This window comes from Methanofollis fontis, from assembly GCF_004297185.1.
GTDB lineage: Archaea > Halobacteriota > Methanomicrobia > Methanomicrobiales > Methanofollaceae > Methanofollis > Methanofollis fontis.
The window spans coordinates 1-15,162 of record NZ_PGCL01000010.1; the positions used below are offsets into that span (position 1 = coordinate 1).

The following is a 15,162-nucleotide window of genomic DNA, read 5'->3' on the forward strand; positions in this document are numbered from 1 at the left end:
TCGACGAACCCACCTCGGCGCTGGACCCGGAACTGACCCGGGAGGTGATCGAGGTGATGAAGAACCTCTCTCGAGACGGCATGACGATGCTCGTGGTCACCCATGAGATGGGGTTCGCCCTCTCGGCGGCGAGCGAGATCCTGTTCATGGAGCACGGGCGGATCGTCGAGCAGGGGTCGCCGGCCGAGGTCAGGTCGGGCAGCGGCTTTGAGCGCACCCGTGCATTTGTCGGAAAACTCGGGGATTTCCGGGACTATAACGATTCCTGAGAGGCGTTGAAATGGATCCGATCCCCTTCCTGACCGATATCCTCCTCCCCGCCCTCGGGGAGGGGGTGATCATCACGATCGCCCTGATCCTTGCGGCGGCACCCTTCGGCTGCCTCCTTGGTATCGGCGTCGCCGTCGGACGGACCTATGGATCCCGTCCGGTATCGCTTCTCACGCGCGGCTTTGTCGCCTTTGTCAAGGGATGCCCCCTGCTGCTGCTGCTCTTCATCCTCTATTTCGGGCTGCCTTCTATCGGCATCCGTTTCACGCCCTTCCTTGCCGCCACGGTCGGGTTCATCTTCTGCAACGGCGCCTACAACTCCGAATATATCAGAGGCGCCCTGCTCTCGGTGAAGGAGGGTCAGATGATCGCCGCCTCGGCGCTCGGGATGACCCGGGCCCAGGCGATCCGCCATATCATCCTGCCGCAGGCGCTCAGGCGCGCCATCCCGGGCATGACAAACGAGTTCATCTACCTGATCAAGTACTCCTCCCTCGCCTACATGATCACCGTCGTGGAACTCACAGGCGCCGGAAAACTGGTGGCGACGAAGTACTTCATGTACAACGAGACCTTCCTGGTGGTCGGCATCGTCTACCTTGCCCTGGTCACGGTGACGACGCTCGGCGCAAATTTCCTCGAGCGGCGGTTCGCCGTGCCGACATAGGTTCTCCTTTTTTCCGGTTTTTTTTGGTTTAATGAGGGCACTTCTTCCAATCTGTCGCCCCCGGGAGGGGAGACTCCTCCCTGACCCTCCCCCGTCAATGCGATTGGGAGCGGATCGTTGAAACCATTGAGGTGAAGAGGATGTGGTTTTCTGGCTGATGGCTTCCTCTTTTTTGTGACGGTTTACGGGAGCCCCCCCCACATCTCAGCATGCCCCGCAGAACTGTCTCCGCCCATATCGCAATGAGCGGAGGGAGCGTGGAGTGGAAACTCCCGCCCCGTGCGTTTCGAAAAGGGCGATTCGCCTCCAACCGGGAGGGGAGACCCCTCCCGGACCCTCCCCCTCGATGGGATAGGGAGTGGATCGTTGAAAACGTGGAAATGGGGAGGATCCGGATTATTCTGGCTGGTCGTTTCCTCAGTCATGTGATGATGGAGGGGATGATCCCATCGCCCCGGGATGACCCTGAATACTGTCCAGGTTCCTATCGTATTGACCGGGGGGAGCGGGGGGTGGAACCCCCCGTCCCGTGCGTTTCGAGAAGGGCGCTCCGCCCCTGACAGGGAGGGGAGACCCCTCCCGGACTCTCCCCCTCGTTGGGATAGGGGGCAGATCGTTGAAGCCGTGGAAATGGGGAGATGCGGATTATTCTGGCAGACGGTTTTATCCGTCCCGAAATGGATGCACAAAACCGCTCCCTTCATCCCGGGATTAGCCTGAATACCGTTCCCGCCCCTATCGCAATGACCGGGGGGTGCAGGGGGTGGAACCCCCCGTCCCGTGCGTTTCGAAAAGGGCGATCCGCCTCTGACCGGGAGGGAGAGAGCCTCCTCCCTGACCCTATCAATCGGTCCTGGAATCCGGTCAGGCGGGTCCCATTCGCGATCCACGTGAATATAATCCTCAAATCCCATAGAAATCCCTTCAGCGGATTTTTCGCGGCCGTGCCGTCAGGTTTATCCTCCATCCCCTCTGAAGGGAGGATTGTGCGAACCAGCCAGAGTCTACTCTATCGGTTCCGCCATGATCCGGGCTGTGACTTCTTGGAAGTCTCGGTCACCTATCTGGACCGGGGGGCGCCGGGCGACCTGAGCACCGTCTCCGGCGCCGAGATCACCGATCTCGGGCCGGGATTCTTCCATGTGGAGCGGGAGGGGCGGCGGCCGGCTCCGGTGCCCTACCACCGGATCCGCCGGATCACCTATGCGGGGGTGCCGGTGTGGGAGAAGGGCTGATTAGATCGTGTTTTCCCTGGATGCCGCTCGTTCGGCCGCATGCACGGCGATGATCGAGGTGAGCAGACCGGCGGAGAGGAGGAGGAACATGATCACCAGCTGGTACTCGGCGGCCCAGAAGGGGTCGATCCCGGCGATGATCATCCCGGCCATCGTCCCGGGCAGGACGACGATGCCGAGGGTCCTGAGGCGGTCAATCGAGGGGATGAGCGAGGCCCTCACGCTCTCCCTGGCATAGGGAGCCGCCGCCTCGCCTGGTGTCGCCCCCAGGCAGAGGGCGGTCTCGACCTCGGCGGCATGGGCGCGCATCTCCCCGGCGAAACGATCGAGGCTGAGGGAGCACTCGATCATGCTCCCCCCGATCGTCATACTCCCGACCGGTATGATGAACTCGGGCTCGAGGGGTACGACGCCCAGGAGGATCAGGATGCCCATGCCGGTCCCTGATCCGACGCCGATGGCCGGGAGGGTGACGGCCATCCCGCCGGTGCCGCTCTTCACGCGGGTGGCGGAGGTGTGGGCGGCGACGACCGCCATGCCGATGAGCACGATCAGCACCAGCAGGAGGTTGTCGGTGGTGAAGACGGCCGCGATCACCAGCACCACGATCAACAGCTGGACTATCGCCCGGACCGATGCGACGGTGATCTCCCGCTCAAGCCTCAGTTCGAAGCGGCGGGAGATGACCAGCACGATCACGACGAGCACCAGGGCCATGGCAAGGTTGAACAGCCCGGCGACCGGATCGTAGACCGGATCAGCCATTGCGGACCTCCCCGTGCCCCGCCTCGAGATGCAGCCTCCTCCGGCAGAGGCGTTCTGCCTGGGCGGTGTCATGGGTGACAATCAGGATCGTCGTCCCTGCCTCCCGGTTCAGCCGCCGGATCGTCTCTTCTACCCGTCGCTTCGAGCCCTCGTCGAGTGCGGAGGTGGGTTCGTCAAGGAGAAGGACGGTCGGGGAGATGGCGAGCGCCCGGGCGATCGCCAGACGTTGCCGCTCTCCTCCGGAGAGGACACCGGCGTCCTTCTCCAGATCGGCGGGGTCGAGGCCGACCATCATGAGCATCCGTTCCCATTCGGGCAGCGGCAGGTCACGGTTGATGGCGAAGGTGAACGGGTGGGCCAGGTTGTCTCGCACCGTTCCGGGGAAGATCACCGCCTGCTGGCCGACAAGACAGACTGTCCGCCGCAGGCGGGGCGGGTCGATCCCTGTGATATCTGTTCCATCCAGAACGATCCGCCCCTCATCGGCCTTTATGAGCCCGTTCAGGCACCGGAGGAGGGTGCTCTTCCCGCTCCCAGATGCCCCGGTGATGCAGAGCACCTCGCCCTCATCGAGGCTGAAGGAGAGGTCCTGGAAGAGAGTGCGGTCCCCTGCCTGTTTTGTCAGCCCCTCCACCCGGAGGAGGGTGCGCCCCCCTGGTCTCGCCCCTGCCGATCCCATCATTCATGCATCTCCTGTTTCTCCATGAAGATGCTTGCGATCGGATGTCTGCCGTCGTTTATTCGTCCTCTGGAGGCGACGTCCATCACATGAAATCCACCGGATGGACAGGTGCCCTGATGCTCTATGACGCCGACCCCGAAGAGATTGGGAAGGAAACCTTCAAGGAGTCCCTGTGTGCCGGATTTGCCCGAGTGTATTCAGGCAACTGGTCGGGTTATGCAACCTCCTCCTTCATGACAACGGCTTTGGCCCGGTCGTCAGAAAAGAGGCCTTCTGGACAACAGTTGGCCTTCATGGGGCCGAATGGCGGTTGATCATCATCCGCCCGCTTGTCTGAGGGTCGGGGGAGACACCGGCAGCATGATGTTTCCCAATTCCAAACGCATACCGATGGAAGAGGGCTGCTACAGCATCTCAGAACTGATGCTCCTGATGACCGAACGGATCGGGGAGACGGCGCGCTCCCTGGACCTGGGCGACGCCGGGAGGTTCATCGATATGATCATCGGTGCGGAACGAATCTATGTGGCCGGTGCCGGTCGTTCCGGGCTTGTAGGGCGGGCATTTGCGATGCGCCTCCGTCACCTCGGGCTGGAGGCGTTTGTGGTCGGCGAGACGATCACCCCGGCCATGCGCCCCGGCGACACCCTGGTCGCCTTCTCCGGGTCCGGGGAGACGAACTCGATCGTGGACATCTGCGAGTCAGTGCGGGACCTGGGCGGGCGGATCTGCCTGATCACTGCAACTCCTGAGTCCAGGATCGGGGGGATCGCCAACTGCATCGTCAACCTCGGGGAATACGCCCCCCGGATTCATGGAATTCCCGGACGCTACGAGGTCAGGCAGCTCACCGGCCAGTACCGCTCGGTCTCGACATCACTCGCCCCCTTCGGGGCGCTCTTTGAGATCACCGCCCTCATCTTCTCCGATGCCGTGCTCTCCGCCCTGATGGAGCTCCGGCACTGCAGCCTCGAGGAGATCAAGGGGAGGTTGCCGAATATTCAGTGATGACTGAAGGGGAGGGCCTCGTCCCCTTCGACCATGCACGTCGAACGCTTATACCAGTGACCCTGGGGATCTGGACCCCTCCTCCACCGCATCATTCCAGGTGACGGTCACGCGTTTCTTCGAGCACCATCGCTTTTGTATGGCCTTTTACCCGGTATTTCTATCCTGATCGATATGCCGCCGGGCAGCAGGGGTCGCCTCCCGCCCCTGCGGCGTGCGCTTGATAAAGCCGATCTGGATCAGGTAGGGCTCATAGACCTCTTCGACGGTCCGCACCTCCTCGCCGACCGAGATGGCGATCGTCCTGACCCCCACCGGTCCACCGCCGAAATCGTCTGCGATCACCGAGAGGATCCGCCGGTCGAGGTCGTCGAGGCCCAGGCGGTCGATGCCGAGCATGGTGAGGGCGGCGTCCGCCGTCTTGCCATCGATGCGCCCGTCCCCCCTGACGGTGGCGAAGTCCCGCACCCGTTTGAGCAGGCGGTTTGCGATCCGCGGCGTGCCGCGGCTCCGCCGTGCGATCTCCGTCGCCCCCTCGGGTGTGATCGGTGTCTGCATGATGGCGGCGCTCCGCTCCACGATCCTGACGAGATCAGATACCTCATAGAGGTTGAGGCGGAAGATGAAGCCGAAGCGGTCACGGAGGGGGGAGCCGAGCAGTCCGACCTTTGTCGTGGCGCCGACCAGGGTGAAGGGTTCGAGGGGGAGCTGCACTGAACGGGCGCCCGGCCCCTCACCGATCATCACATCGATGCATGAGTCCTCCATCGCCGGGTAGAGCACCTCCTCGACCACCGGGTTCAGGCGATGGATCTCGTCGATGAAGAGGACGTCGCCGGAGGAGAGCGCCGTCAGCTGGGCGGCAAGGTCGCCGGGGCGCTCCAGCACCGGTCCTGAGGTGCTCCTGATCGCCGCCCCCATCTCCCGTGCTATGATCTGGGCGAGCGTGGTCTTTCCGAGACCCGGCGGGCCGGAGAAGAGGACATGGTCGAGTGACTCGCCGCGTTTTCGTGCGGCGGCGATGGCGATTGCGAGGGCCTCCTTGATCTGTGTCTGCCCGACAAACTCCTCAAATGAGACCGGCCTGATGGCGGCATCCTCGCTCTCATCTGTGAGGGGGGCGGGGGATGGGATTCGTTCTTTCATCGATATCAGCGCTCCCTCAGGTGGGCAAGGGCGGCACGAATCAGGGCCTGCAGGTTCCGGTCACCCAGAGTGGGCAGAACGGCGTCGACTGCCTGCTGTGCCTCCGCAGGTGAGAACCCGAGCGATATCAGGGCGCTCTCGGCATCTTTCGCCTCTTCGGGTCGTCGGCCTGCGGAGAGGTCAACGGCACAGCCCTTCATCTTCTCCTTCAGCTCCAGGATCAGGCGTTTTGCACTCTTCTGCCCGATCCCCGGGATGCGGATGAGCGCCCGCTCGTCGTCGTTCAGGATGGCGAGGGCGAACTCCTCAAAAGAGAGCCCGGAGAGGATGTTCATGGCGATCTGCGGGCCTATCCCGGAGACGCCGATCAGGATCGTGAAGAGTTCGCGCTCGCTCGGGTGGAGAAAGCCGAAGAGCTGGATGTCGTCGTCCCTGACCGCCATATGGGTATGCACCGTCACTCGCCCCTCCGTCTGCCTGAGGATCTCCAGTGCCGGGCGGGTCACCTGTACCCGGTAGCCGATACCGCCGATGTCGATCACCACCCAGCGTTCCCCGCTGGATGCAATTTCACCTGAAAGATGGGCTATCATCGTTATCGCACCGTATTGATGTGGCAGAGGGCGATGGCGAGGCCATCGGCGGCGTCGTCGGGCCGGGGCAGTTCGTCCAGACGGAGAAGCCGCCGCATCATCTCCTGCACCTGCTGTTTGCCGGCACGCCCGGACCCGGTCACCGCCTGCTTCACCTGGTTCGGGGTGTACTCGGCGATCCGGACGCCGTGTTGCTCTGCGGCCAGCAGGATGACTCCCCTCGCCTCGCTCACGTGCATGGCCGAGGTGACGTTCTTCGAGAAGAACAGCCGTTCCAGGGCGACCCAGGCGGGATCATATTCGTCGAGGAGGGCCGTGACCTTTTCGTAGACCTCGAGCAGGCGTCCGGGGGAGGTGCGGTCGTTGCCGGTCTCGATGCAGCCATATTCCAGTGCCGTCGGAAACCTGCCGTCATTGTTCAGGACGCCGTAGCCGGTCCGTGCCAGCCCGGGATCGATGCCGATCACGATCATGTGTGTTATCCGTGGAGAGTACTCCGTTCTCCTGATTGATACCTTTTGTGCGGGTGCTTCTTCGGTGATTGGGAGGGTGCTGTGGACGCCCTCCGCCTGTCTGGTCTGCTTGGCGTTTCCCTTCTGGAGGGGGTCTATAGGGGGGAGTCGACCATCTCCCCCTTCATCGGAACGGGAATGATGCCTGTGTTCCGGACCTCACGATAGGTTGATGCACCCCGTTGCAGCAGAGAGATGTAAAAATTGGTAGGCAATCCGATATATCCCGCCTATACGCTCCTATCTGGATGTATTTGTGGATATAATAGTGTTTTATGTGCACCATCCATCGCCATTCTACAGCAATAATTATATAATATGAATTATATCACACAAAAAATCCAGTTTGTCATGGGATCACTATGAAATATGTCATAACGGGGGGGGCAGGATTTATCGGTTCACATCTTGCCGAAACGCTATCACAGAACCATGGGGTCACCGTCATCGATGACCTCTCCACCGGTCGGATGGAGAACATCCAGGGCCTTATCGATAAGGGAGCCGTCACCTTTGTCAGAGGGGACATCAACGATGCACCCCTCCTCCAGGACCTCTTCACCGACGCCGACGGGGTCTTTCACCAGGCCGCCCTCCCGAGCGTCCAGCGCTCGGTGAAGAACCCGATGGCGACGCACGAGGCAAATGTCACCGGCACCCTGCATGTCCTCATGGCCGCCCGTGATGCGGGCGTGAGGAAGGTGGTGATGGCCTCCTCCTCCTCGGTCTACGGTGACACTCCCACTCTGCCCAAACACGAGGGTATGACTCCAGGCCCCCTCTCCCCGTACGCCGTCTCAAAGATCGCCGACGAGTACTATGCGTCGGTCTTCTCCGACCTCTACGGCCTCCAGACCGTCTGCCTCCGCTATTTCAATGTCTTCGGCCCGCACCAGGACCCAAACTCCCAGTACGCCGCCGTCATCCCGAACTTTATACAGCGGGTCCTGAAAGATCAGCCGCCGCTCATCTACGGCGACGGAAAACAGACCCGCGACTTTACCTATATCCGAAACGTCGTCCAGGCGAACATCCAGGCGATGGAGGGCGATTGCCAGGGTGCCTTCAATATCGCCTGCGGGGAGCGGATCGACCTACTGACGCTCGCCCGCACCATCATGGATATCGTGGGCAGGGACCTCGAACCGGTCCACGAAGCGCCCCGCCCCGGCGACGTGCGCGACTCCCTGGCCGACATCTCCCGGGCACAGGCAGCATTCGGGTATGCACCGCACTATGACCTCAAAGCAGGACTCCGGGAGACGGTGGCATGGTTCAGGAATCACTGAAGGATAAAACCGTCTGCGTCGTCGGGCTCGGCTATGTGGGCCTGCCCCTTGCAGAGGCGTTTGCCGGAAAGATCAACACCATCGGTTATGAGATCGTCGAAGAAAAAGCGCGGCAGATCGCGGCGACCACGAAGGCACCCCTGCACGTGACCTCCGACCCCGCCGAAATCCGGAGGGCCGATTTCATCTCGATCTGCGTCCCGACGCCGGTGAAGCGGACCAAGGAGCCCGACCTCTTCTTTGTTGAATCGGCGGCCCGCACCGTCGGCCGGAACCTCAAGCCCGGTGCGATCGTGGTGCTGGAGTCGACCGTGTACCCCGGCGTCACCGAGGAGATCGTCCGACCGATCCTTGAAAAAGAATCAGGCCTCGTCTGTGGGAAGGACTTCAAGGTCGGCTACTCCCCCGAGCGGATCAACCCGGGTGACGAGGCGCACGAGCTCGCCAAGATCACCAAGATCGTCGCCGGCATGGACGCTGAATCGGGCGAGACTCTTTCAGAACTCTATGGCCTCATCACCACCGTCTACCGCGCCCCTGACATCAGGACGGCCGAGGCGGCGAAGGTGATCGAGAACATCCAGCGCGACCTGAACATCGCCCTGATGAATGAGCTCTCCCTGATCTTCAACAGGATGGGCATCGATACCCGGGAGGTGATCGCCGCCGCCGGCACGAAGTGGAACTTCCACCCCTACCGCCCCGGCCTCGTTGGTGGCCACTGCATCCCGGTCGACCCCTACTACCTCGTCCACAAGGCCCAGGAGCTCGGCTATCACCCGCAGGTGATCCTTGCGGGCCGCGCCATCAACGACTCCATGCCCAAACACGTCGCCGGCATGGCGATCAAGGAACTGAACCGGGCCGGCAAGGTGATCCGGGACTCGAAGGTGCTGATCATGGGCCTCACCTACAAGGAGAACGTCCCGGACACCAGGGAGAGCCCGGTCAGTGAGATGATCCACGAGTTGAAGGAGTTCGATGTGGACGTCTATGGCCATGACCCGCTGCTCGGCGCTGCTGAGATCGAGCGCTTCGGGGCGCATCCGGTCCCCTCCCTCCAGGGGCTTGGGGGACCGATGGACTGCATTATCGTCAACTCCCCTCACGACGCCTTCAACTCGCTGACACTGGATAAGGTGCTCCAGATCTGCAATGGCAGCCCCATCATCGTGGACGTGACCGGGATGTTGAAGAGGAACGACGGGGTGAGAAATGGGTGCCGCTACTGTACGTTATGATGGGCCCTGGCAGGGGACGGTGAGCGGTATGAATGAGGGCCCACTGCCGGTGTTCCGGCCTGAAGCCGGAAGGCAGGATGGATAGCGGGGGAAGAATGCGGCTTCGCGCTCTTCTGGCGGCGGTGATGAGTTGTCTTAATGGGCTCACTGCCGTTCCGGAACATCCTCAAAAAATCCAGGCACTGTTCAGATTGATATCTCGACCCCATGGCGGAATCCTGGAGAATGCGCAAGAACCGCTGGCCATCCAGACCTATGACGGATCTGACCAGGTGGTCCACCCCTCGGTCATCGATTTTCTCAGCGAGCATACCCTCCCTGAATGGGGCGGCCATCGCTTCTGGATGGCGATCACGCCCTTTCCCTCGGGGAGCGATGCGTTTGAGAACCCCTGCCTCTATGCCAGCGACGATGGGAGGGACTGGCATGCCCCGCCCGCCATCCAGAACCCGATCGACGCCGCTCCGGGGGGGTGGGACGGGGGGTTTCATAACGATCCCGAGATGGTATATGACCCGGAATCCGATGAAGTCCGGGTGTACTATCGATTTGCATCAAAAGGGTGCCTGAGCCTCAAACTGATCAGGATCGGGCCCGATCTCCGCATCCGCGGACCGGATGCCGTCGTCTCGCATTCGCCGTGGACGCCGGCAGACAATACCTTCCGGTCACCGTGTATCTGGCGGGAGTCCGCGGACCGATGGCACATGTGGGGGGGAGGGGGGGAGGACCCCCCCGGCATCTACCACCGCTTCAGTGAGGACGGTGTCTGCTGGGGGCCGCCGGAACGGTGTACGGACCCGGAAGGAGGGGATCCGTTCGGGGTTCTGGGCTATGCAAACTGGCACATGGCATGCAAACCAAACTATCGCGAATCAAGGGTTGAATTCCTGAGTTATGCACGTTCGCTGGTCTCTCCAGGAAAAGGGGCCATATTGTATGCCGAGTGCGATATGGGGGCTCCGAACCGGATCCGGACGCCGATCGCAGGTCCGGTATTGCTGCCCTCAAAACGAGGCTGGGACGATAGCAATTTATACCGGTGCAGTTTCTGTATCTCCGATACAGGTGCGGGGTATTTCTATCGGATATGGTATTCCGGCGCCTCCCGGGGGAATGTCTGGAAACTCGGCTATACCGGGGGATATCTCGGGACCGCACGGCGGAGCAAGTCCGTTCACGCAGACTGAGGGGACCCCCCTGGTGCAGATAATTCCGGCCTGTCCGGAGGGAAGATCCGTTCAATCCTGCAGGGGGCGGGTATCAATGGGGTTGACGTTGTCGGGCAGATTTCCGGGTGGTGATGGTGTACAGGGGTTGTGTACATAGGATGGGGTGAGGGGTGTGTGATTCAGGTGGGGGGAGATGAAAACGGTGACGGCATCATCGAAAAGAATGCCCGAAAACTTGTCGGCGTTCTTCCGCAGACGACCCGCCGCCGCCTGATCGCCCTCTACAAATCCACACGTTTGGTGCTGGACGGAGGCGTGGTTCTCGCCCTCTGGTACCCGGGCACAAACTGGGGTGATGCCCTCAACCCCGTCCTGATCCAGGAGATTTCCGGGAAAAAACCGCTCTTTGCAACACAGGATATCTCCAATATTAGAAAATGTCCGGTTTACTCGGTTATCGGCAGCGTTCTGGAGCATGCCTCCCCGGAGAACTGCGGCAATGGAAACCTGGTGGTCTGGGGCACCGGATTTCTGTCCGAGCGGGGTCGATTGCGGGTTCGCCCCAGGGAGATCTGTGCCGTCCGGGGGCCATTGACACGGGAATTGCTGCTCAGGCAGGGATTTTCGTGCCCGGAGGTCTACGGGGACCCCGCACTCCTCTATCCCGAATATTATCGGCCGAAACTGCCGAAACGCTATCAGTTGGGGATCATCCCCCATTATGTCGATAAAAACCATCGGTATCTACAGAATTTCCAGGACGATCCCGGGGTCCTGGTCATCGATATCCAGGGGGGGATCCGCGACGTCGTCGACCAGATCTGCAGGTGCCGGCATATTGCATCGAGCTCGCTCCACGGCATCATCGCCTCGGATGCCTACCGGATACCCTCGACCTGGGTCCGGTTTTCGGACGGCGTGGCAGGAAAGGGGTTTAAATTTAATGATTATTTCTCGTCCGTGGGCAGGGAGGAGGAAGGGCCGTATGCGATCGAGGAAAACACATCGGTGGATGATCTTCTTGATATCTGCTCCCCTGATATACCCGACCCGGACCTCAAGGCTCTCCGGGAGGCCTGCCCGTTTCGGAAAAATTGAGAGGGGAGAACCATGGACCCCTGCCAGAGCGGTGTTCACGCCTTCTTCGTCGCCGTCCCTGACCCCTCGCCCGTCACCCAGAGGGGGTGGTAATGTCTCATCCGCCGTTTGCGCTCGTCGGCGTCCGGCATCACCGCCCGGAGGGCGTCATGGAATGACCGCTGGTGGTGGGGGTGGTGGATGTGACAGACCTCGTGGGCGACGACATACTCGATGAGGTCTGCGGGGAGCATGGCGCAGCGTTCGTTGAAGAAGATCCGCCCGTCGGTCCTGCACTTCCCCCAGCTGGTTTTGTAGGAGCGGATCTCTATAGGGGGGACCTTCACGCCGAATGCCGCGGCATAGTGCGGGAGATGGCGCTCCACCTCGGACCGTGTGATCTCCCGCAGGTAGGCGGCGACCGCCGCCTTCACCTGGCGCCCCTCAGGGACGCAGAGGAGGTCGCCCCGGAGCGTGATCTCCCCCGTTCCCCCGGCATTGACGGTCACCTCCCTCCCGAAGAGGAGGATCGCTCCGCCGTCCCTGTATTCGATCCCGCGTGCCGGCGCCCTGGCGGCGATCTTTTCCTGGATGAATGCCGCCTTCGATTCAACAAACGATTCAATCACTTGCTTGGATATCCCGGGCGGGGCGGTGAGGCGCAAGCTGTTGTCTGGCAGGATCTGCAGGGTGAGGCGGACCGCACCGGAGCGGCGGACGATCCTGCATGGGATTTCCGTGTTTCCGACGGTGAGGGTGGCCTGCCCCTTGTTCTGACTCGCTATCCGGATGATCCCGCTCTCCGGTCCGGCCGATCCTGATGTCGTCTGGACGATGGTTTCGCCGTTCTTTTTGATGACCTCGTTCGGCCCCCGAGAGGGGAGGGATCGGTGTGCCATTGCCATGATCTCTTTTGCCTGAGGGCAAAAGAGGTGCCGGTAGGGGTGCTGGAGAGGGGGGACGGTCGGGCAGAGTCGACCGGTGTAATCCTGTCGGGGCCCTCTTTCAGCAGGGGTGAGCCTCCAGGTGCTGCGTGTTTTTCCCCGGCCATTCTGGATACATGCTCCGTGCTGCTCCACGCGGATCAGATCCACCTGTCGGCCCTTCAGATCTTGTGGGGAAACGTCAGGGGGAATGGATGGCACGGTGTCCGCCAGAAGAATTATGAGACGAAAGGTCCATCCTCTTATTGCGTGCACCAGGAGTCTGGAGTGGAAAAAGCGATCGGGAGGCTGCAAATGGTCGAGGGGTTCGAGCGGGTCCGTTTCGTCATCCTCTATGGTTCTGCCTCCCGCGGAGATGCACGGGAGGGATCGGATATCGACCTCTGTGTCTTCTTCGACGGGGATGACGCGGAGGCGTCGAGGTTCAGATTTCATGCACTTGCAGAACTCTTCAGCGACCGCTACGACCTCCAGATTTTTCAGCACCCGCTCTATGTGCGGCCAGGTGCTCTACTGCCCTGATGAGCGGTTTTTGTACGACGTCGCAGTCGAGACCATCAGGGAGTTTGATGCATTCAAGCACCGTCTCTATGACTATATCGGGGAGCGGGCGATGCCATGAGCAGATCTATCAGAAGTGCCGCCATCAGGACCAAACTTCAGGAGATGACCGAGAGCATCGATATTGTCTGATTCTGCCGGGGCATTCACGGAACCCGGGATCGTCAGAGACGGCATCTACAAGCGAACCGAATATGCAATCGATGTGATATCTGTGCAATGCTGAACACCGACCTCCGCCTCGGCGTGCCCGCCACGGACGAAGATATTGTCGACCACCTGATTCGGCACGGCGTCCTCAGCAGGGAGATGCTCGGGAACCTCAAGGCGATGAAGGGGTTCAGGAACATCGTCGTTTACCGCTATGGGGTGATCGACGACGCCCTCACCTTCTCGATCCTGCAGGAGCATATCGGAGATTTTGCTCTGTTCAGGCAGGAGATCGAGGCCTTTCTGCGCACCTCTGGATGCGGCGGGGAGTGACTCTTGGGGGTCTTCAGGGCTCTGCAGGTCGCCCCATTCTGGGTTCCTATATCCTGCCTGTCCTTTCCACTTCGCCCGATATTGTACCCGGGATCCCCTGATTGAGAATGATTGAGGTCGTCCTCTCCCCGACCCTATCCCGGCAGGAGTGTGATAAAAACAGAAAGAATCACGGATGACGGGCTGATCGATGAGATTGAGGGCGGTTTGATCGGTGCCGGAGTGTCTCCATCCCGGCCTGATGGCGGACTCTCCTCGCACACACCTGAGCGGCATTTCCCCTCTGCCCCGTGAGAGGGACAGACATGTGGACAAAAATGTGAATGCGATTTCCAATCTGTCCTCGCGGTTGCCGATACGCCCATCATCAGGCAGGATGCGGAGAGAAGATCTGATCACTTGCCCGTGGATTTTTTTCACAGGGGGACGGCCTCCCGGTGGATGCGATCCCTGATATACCGGTGCAGCCCCCCCACCTGAGGTCCGTCGTCAGGACGATTCAGGAGAGAGAGGATATCCCACTTGCCGTGCTCTTCGGGAGTTATGCAAAGTGGACCGCTGACCAGAAGAGCGACATCGACGTCTATATCGAAACAGGCGAGAGAGAGGTGAAGCGGGAGCTGGAACGGTGCCACTCGCGGCTCAGCATAAAAATCGGACCATGGGACCAGGAGAATCTGCTGATCCGGGAGATCGCGAAAAACCACGTCATCATAAAGGGGGTCGAACGCTACTTTGAGTCAACTCTTCAGAAAGGGGAAGGTCCAGATCGTCGAACCCAGCGTTCAGGTCCAGGAGGCATACCGGAGGAAGTCGGAGAGTTATCTCATCTCGGTATAGATCCTGCTGGAGAACGGGCGGCTTGAAGAGACGGTATCGATGGCGTATTACAGCATGTATTACATGGTGCTGGCCCTCCTTTTCAAGACAGGGATCAAATGCGAAAACCACTCCGGTGCGATGATCCTGCTGGAGCATCTCTACGGTATCGACAGTTCCCAGCTTGCCACCGCAAAGAGAGAACGGATCGACAGGCAATATTATGTGGACTTCGCCATTACGGCGGAGGATGTCCGGGACTCGATAGAAGAGGCAGAGGCGTTCTGCGCAGATTTGCTCGATTTCATGGAGCATTTGCACCAGGGAGAGATCTCATGCCTCAGGGAAGAGGACGTGCGGCTCCCGGAAGGGCCGGACGAATAGAATCCAGGGTCGAAGGGCCAGCCCGGCAGGTTCCGGTTTTGCTCAACTGGACCGGAGGTGTACACTACGCGGGCACCTATAAATACCCCAGTAGCCCAGATCCTCTCGATCCAACATGACCGCTCACCTCCAGACCGACGATCTCAGGCGATTGCAGGAGCGATCGGCCTGGATCAGGGAGCACTTCGGCGTGCAGCGGATCGGGATCTTTGGCTCGGTTGCCAGGGGGGAGAATACCCCGACGAGCGATATCGACATCCTCGTCGAATTTTCGAGGGGAAAGGCAACGTTCCGGAACTTCATGGCCCTGATCG

Annotated in this window: 19 protein-coding genes and 1 pseudogene; 14 read left to right on the top strand and 6 right to left on the bottom strand. The window is 60.9% G+C overall.

The window, feature by feature from the left end:
- The 3 genes and pseudogenes from CUJ86_RS11515 to CUJ86_RS11525 all read left to right on the top strand — a co-directional run.
- Window positions 1-269 (top strand): annotated as a pseudogene (locus tag CUJ86_RS11515) (amino acid ABC transporter ATP-binding protein); the annotation flags it as partial.
- An 11-nt stretch (window positions 270-280) separates the two neighbouring features.
- Window positions 281-937: an amino acid ABC transporter permease gene (locus tag CUJ86_RS11520; RefSeq protein WP_130647732.1), complete on the top strand. Its 657-nt coding sequence runs from the start codon at window positions 281-283 to the stop codon at window positions 935-937.
- A gap of 986 nt (window positions 938-1,923) precedes the next feature.
- Complete coding sequence (locus tag CUJ86_RS11525; RefSeq protein WP_130647733.1) at window positions 1,924-2,172, top strand: DUF504 domain-containing protein; 249 nt, start codon at window positions 1,924-1,926, stop codon at window positions 2,170-2,172.
- Here CUJ86_RS11525 and CUJ86_RS11530 read toward each other — a convergent pair whose 3' ends face one another.
- Complete coding sequence (locus tag CUJ86_RS11530) at window positions 2,173-2,937, bottom strand: ABC transporter permease (RefSeq protein WP_165394904.1); 765 nt, start codon at window positions 2,935-2,937, stop codon at window positions 2,173-2,175.
- Window positions 2,930-3,619 carry an ABC transporter ATP-binding protein gene (locus CUJ86_RS11535; protein WP_130647735.1) on the bottom strand — a complete coding sequence of 230 codons (690 nt, stop codon included), beginning with the start codon at window positions 3,617-3,619 and terminating at the stop codon, window positions 2,930-2,932. Before CUJ86_RS11535 ends, CUJ86_RS11530 begins: the two co-directional genes overlap by 8 nt.
- A gap of 41 nt (window positions 3,620-3,660) precedes the next feature.
- Between CUJ86_RS11535 and CUJ86_RS11915 the strand changes: the two genes are divergently transcribed.
- Both CUJ86_RS11915 and CUJ86_RS11540 read left to right on the top strand, forming a co-directional pair.
- Complete coding sequence (locus CUJ86_RS11915; protein WP_165394905.1) at window positions 3,661-3,933, top strand: hypothetical protein; 273 nt, start codon at window positions 3,661-3,663, stop codon at window positions 3,931-3,933.
- A gap of 46 nt (window positions 3,934-3,979) precedes the next feature.
- The gene (locus tag CUJ86_RS11540) at window positions 3,980-4,627 is read left to right on the top strand and encodes an SIS domain-containing protein (protein ID WP_328590981.1); all 648 of its coding nucleotides are present in this window, start codon (window positions 3,980-3,982) and stop codon (window positions 4,625-4,627) included.
- Window positions 4,628-4,774: 147 nt separating this feature from the next.
- Here the strand turns inward: CUJ86_RS11540 and ruvB are convergent, their stop codons facing one another.
- From ruvB to ruvC, 3 genes are read right to left on the bottom strand one after another with little or no spacing between them, the layout of a single operon-like run.
- Window positions 4,775-5,773: a Holliday junction branch migration DNA helicase RuvB gene (ruvB, locus tag CUJ86_RS11545; protein WP_130647736.1), complete on the bottom strand. Its 999-nt coding sequence runs from the start codon at window positions 5,771-5,773 to the stop codon at window positions 4,775-4,777.
- A gap of 5 nt (window positions 5,774-5,778) precedes the next feature.
- Window positions 5,779-6,366 (bottom strand): Holliday junction branch migration protein RuvA, encoded by a 588-nt coding sequence (gene ruvA / locus CUJ86_RS11550; protein WP_130647737.1) that lies wholly within the window; start codon window positions 6,364-6,366, stop codon window positions 5,779-5,781.
- A 2-nt stretch (window positions 6,367-6,368) separates the two neighbouring features.
- Entirely contained in the window at window positions 6,369-6,839 is a 471-nt protein-coding gene (gene ruvC, locus CUJ86_RS11555) for a crossover junction endodeoxyribonuclease RuvC (protein WP_130647738.1), read from the bottom strand.
- A gap of 401 nt (window positions 6,840-7,240) precedes the next feature.
- On the opposite strand from ruvC, the gene CUJ86_RS11560 reads away from it, so the two are divergent.
- From CUJ86_RS11560 to CUJ86_RS11575, 4 genes are all read left to right on the top strand, one after another.
- Complete coding sequence (locus CUJ86_RS11560) at window positions 7,241-8,167, top strand: SDR family oxidoreductase (protein ID WP_130647739.1); 927 nt, start codon at window positions 7,241-7,243, stop codon at window positions 8,165-8,167.
- Window positions 8,149-9,408 carry a nucleotide sugar dehydrogenase gene (locus CUJ86_RS11565; protein ID WP_130647740.1) on the top strand — a complete coding sequence of 420 codons (1,260 nt, stop codon included), beginning with the start codon at window positions 8,149-8,151 and terminating at the stop codon, window positions 9,406-9,408. Before CUJ86_RS11560 ends, CUJ86_RS11565 begins: the two co-directional genes overlap by 19 nt.
- A gap of 95 nt (window positions 9,409-9,503) precedes the next feature.
- Entirely contained in the window at window positions 9,504-10,598 is a 1,095-nt protein-coding gene (locus tag CUJ86_RS11570) for a hypothetical protein (protein WP_130647741.1), read from the top strand.
- Between the two features lie 156 nt (window positions 10,599-10,754).
- Entirely contained in the window at window positions 10,755-11,678 is a 924-nt protein-coding gene (locus tag CUJ86_RS11575) for a polysaccharide pyruvyl transferase family protein (protein WP_165394906.1), read from the top strand.
- 35 nt (window positions 11,679-11,713) lie between these two features.
- Here the strand turns inward: CUJ86_RS11575 and CUJ86_RS11580 are convergent, their stop codons facing one another.
- Complete coding sequence (locus CUJ86_RS11580; protein WP_165394907.1) at window positions 11,714-12,556, bottom strand: M48 family metallopeptidase; 843 nt, start codon at window positions 12,554-12,556, stop codon at window positions 11,714-11,716.
- A gap of 339 nt (window positions 12,557-12,895) precedes the next feature.
- Here CUJ86_RS11580 and CUJ86_RS11585 point away from each other — a divergent pair, with 339 nt between their 5' ends.
- The 5 genes from CUJ86_RS11585 to CUJ86_RS11605 form a co-directional block, all read left to right on the top strand.
- On the top strand, window positions 12,896-13,123 hold the full coding sequence (locus CUJ86_RS11585; protein ID WP_235855676.1) for a nucleotidyltransferase domain-containing protein: 228 nt from the start codon (window positions 12,896-12,898) through the stop codon (window positions 13,121-13,123).
- A gap of 258 nt (window positions 13,124-13,381) precedes the next feature.
- Window positions 13,382-13,645, top strand: coding sequence for a type VII toxin-antitoxin system HepT family RNase toxin (gene hepT / locus CUJ86_RS11590; protein WP_235855677.1), 264 nt, complete (start codon window positions 13,382-13,384; stop codon window positions 13,643-13,645).
- A gap of 437 nt (window positions 13,646-14,082) precedes the next feature.
- Window positions 14,083-14,511, top strand: coding sequence for a nucleotidyltransferase family protein (locus CUJ86_RS11595; protein ID WP_165394908.1), 429 nt, complete (start codon window positions 14,083-14,085; stop codon window positions 14,509-14,511).
- 13 nt (window positions 14,512-14,524) lie between these two features.
- Window positions 14,525-14,848: a HEPN domain-containing protein gene (locus CUJ86_RS11600; protein ID WP_165394909.1), complete on the top strand. Its 324-nt coding sequence runs from the start codon at window positions 14,525-14,527 to the stop codon at window positions 14,846-14,848.
- Between the two features lie 115 nt (window positions 14,849-14,963).
- A partial coding sequence (locus CUJ86_RS11605; protein ID WP_207231423.1) for a nucleotidyltransferase family protein occupies window positions 14,964-15,162 on the top strand: 199 nt, incomplete at its 3' end.

What these genes read in the sequence shown, in the direction of transcription:
- CUJ86_RS11585 (WP_235855676.1), top strand. Translation starts at nt 12,896, where the DNA reads ATGGTCGAGGGGTTCGAGCGGGTCCGTTTCGTCATCCTCTATGGTTCT.
- CUJ86_RS11560 (WP_130647739.1), top strand. Translation starts at nt 7,241, where the DNA reads ATGAAATATGTCATAACGGGGGGGGCAGGATTTATCGGTTCACATCTT.
- CUJ86_RS11580 (WP_165394907.1), bottom strand. Translation starts at nt 12,556, where the DNA reads ATGGCACACCGATCCCTCCCCTCTCGGGGGCCGAACGAGGTCATCAAA.
- CUJ86_RS11600 (WP_165394909.1), top strand. Translation starts at nt 14,525, where the DNA reads ATGGCGTATTACAGCATGTATTACATGGTGCTGGCCCTCCTTTTCAAG.
- ruvB (WP_130647736.1), bottom strand. Translation starts at nt 5,773, where the DNA reads ATGAAAGAACGAATCCCATCCCCCGCCCCCCTCACAGATGAGAGCGAG.
- ruvA (WP_130647737.1), bottom strand. Translation starts at nt 6,366, where the DNA reads ATGATAGCCCATCTTTCAGGTGAAATTGCATCCAGCGGGGAACGCTGG.
- CUJ86_RS11520 (WP_130647732.1), top strand. Translation starts at nt 281, where the DNA reads ATGGATCCGATCCCCTTCCTGACCGATATCCTCCTCCCCGCCCTCGGG.
- CUJ86_RS11540 (WP_328590981.1), top strand. Translation starts at nt 3,980, where the DNA reads ATGATGTTTCCCAATTCCAAACGCATACCGATGGAAGAGGGCTGCTAC.
- CUJ86_RS11530 (WP_165394904.1), bottom strand. Translation starts at nt 2,937, where the DNA reads ATGGCTGATCCGGTCTACGATCCGGTCGCCGGGCTGTTCAACCTTGCC.
- CUJ86_RS11570 (WP_130647741.1), top strand. Translation starts at nt 9,504, where the DNA reads ATGCGGCTTCGCGCTCTTCTGGCGGCGGTGATGAGTTGTCTTAATGGG.
- CUJ86_RS11915 (WP_165394905.1), top strand. Translation starts at nt 3,661, where the DNA reads ATGTCTGCCGTCGTTTATTCGTCCTCTGGAGGCGACGTCCATCACATG.
- CUJ86_RS11565 (WP_130647740.1), top strand. Translation starts at nt 8,149, where the DNA reads ATGGTTCAGGAATCACTGAAGGATAAAACCGTCTGCGTCGTCGGGCTC.
- hepT (WP_235855677.1), top strand. Translation starts at nt 13,382, where the DNA reads ATGCTGAACACCGACCTCCGCCTCGGCGTGCCCGCCACGGACGAAGAT.
- ruvC (WP_130647738.1), bottom strand. Translation starts at nt 6,839, where the DNA reads ATGATCGTGATCGGCATCGATCCCGGGCTGGCACGGACCGGCTACGGC.
- CUJ86_RS11535 (WP_130647735.1), bottom strand. Translation starts at nt 3,619, where the DNA reads ATGATGGGATCGGCAGGGGCGAGACCAGGGGGGCGCACCCTCCTCCGG.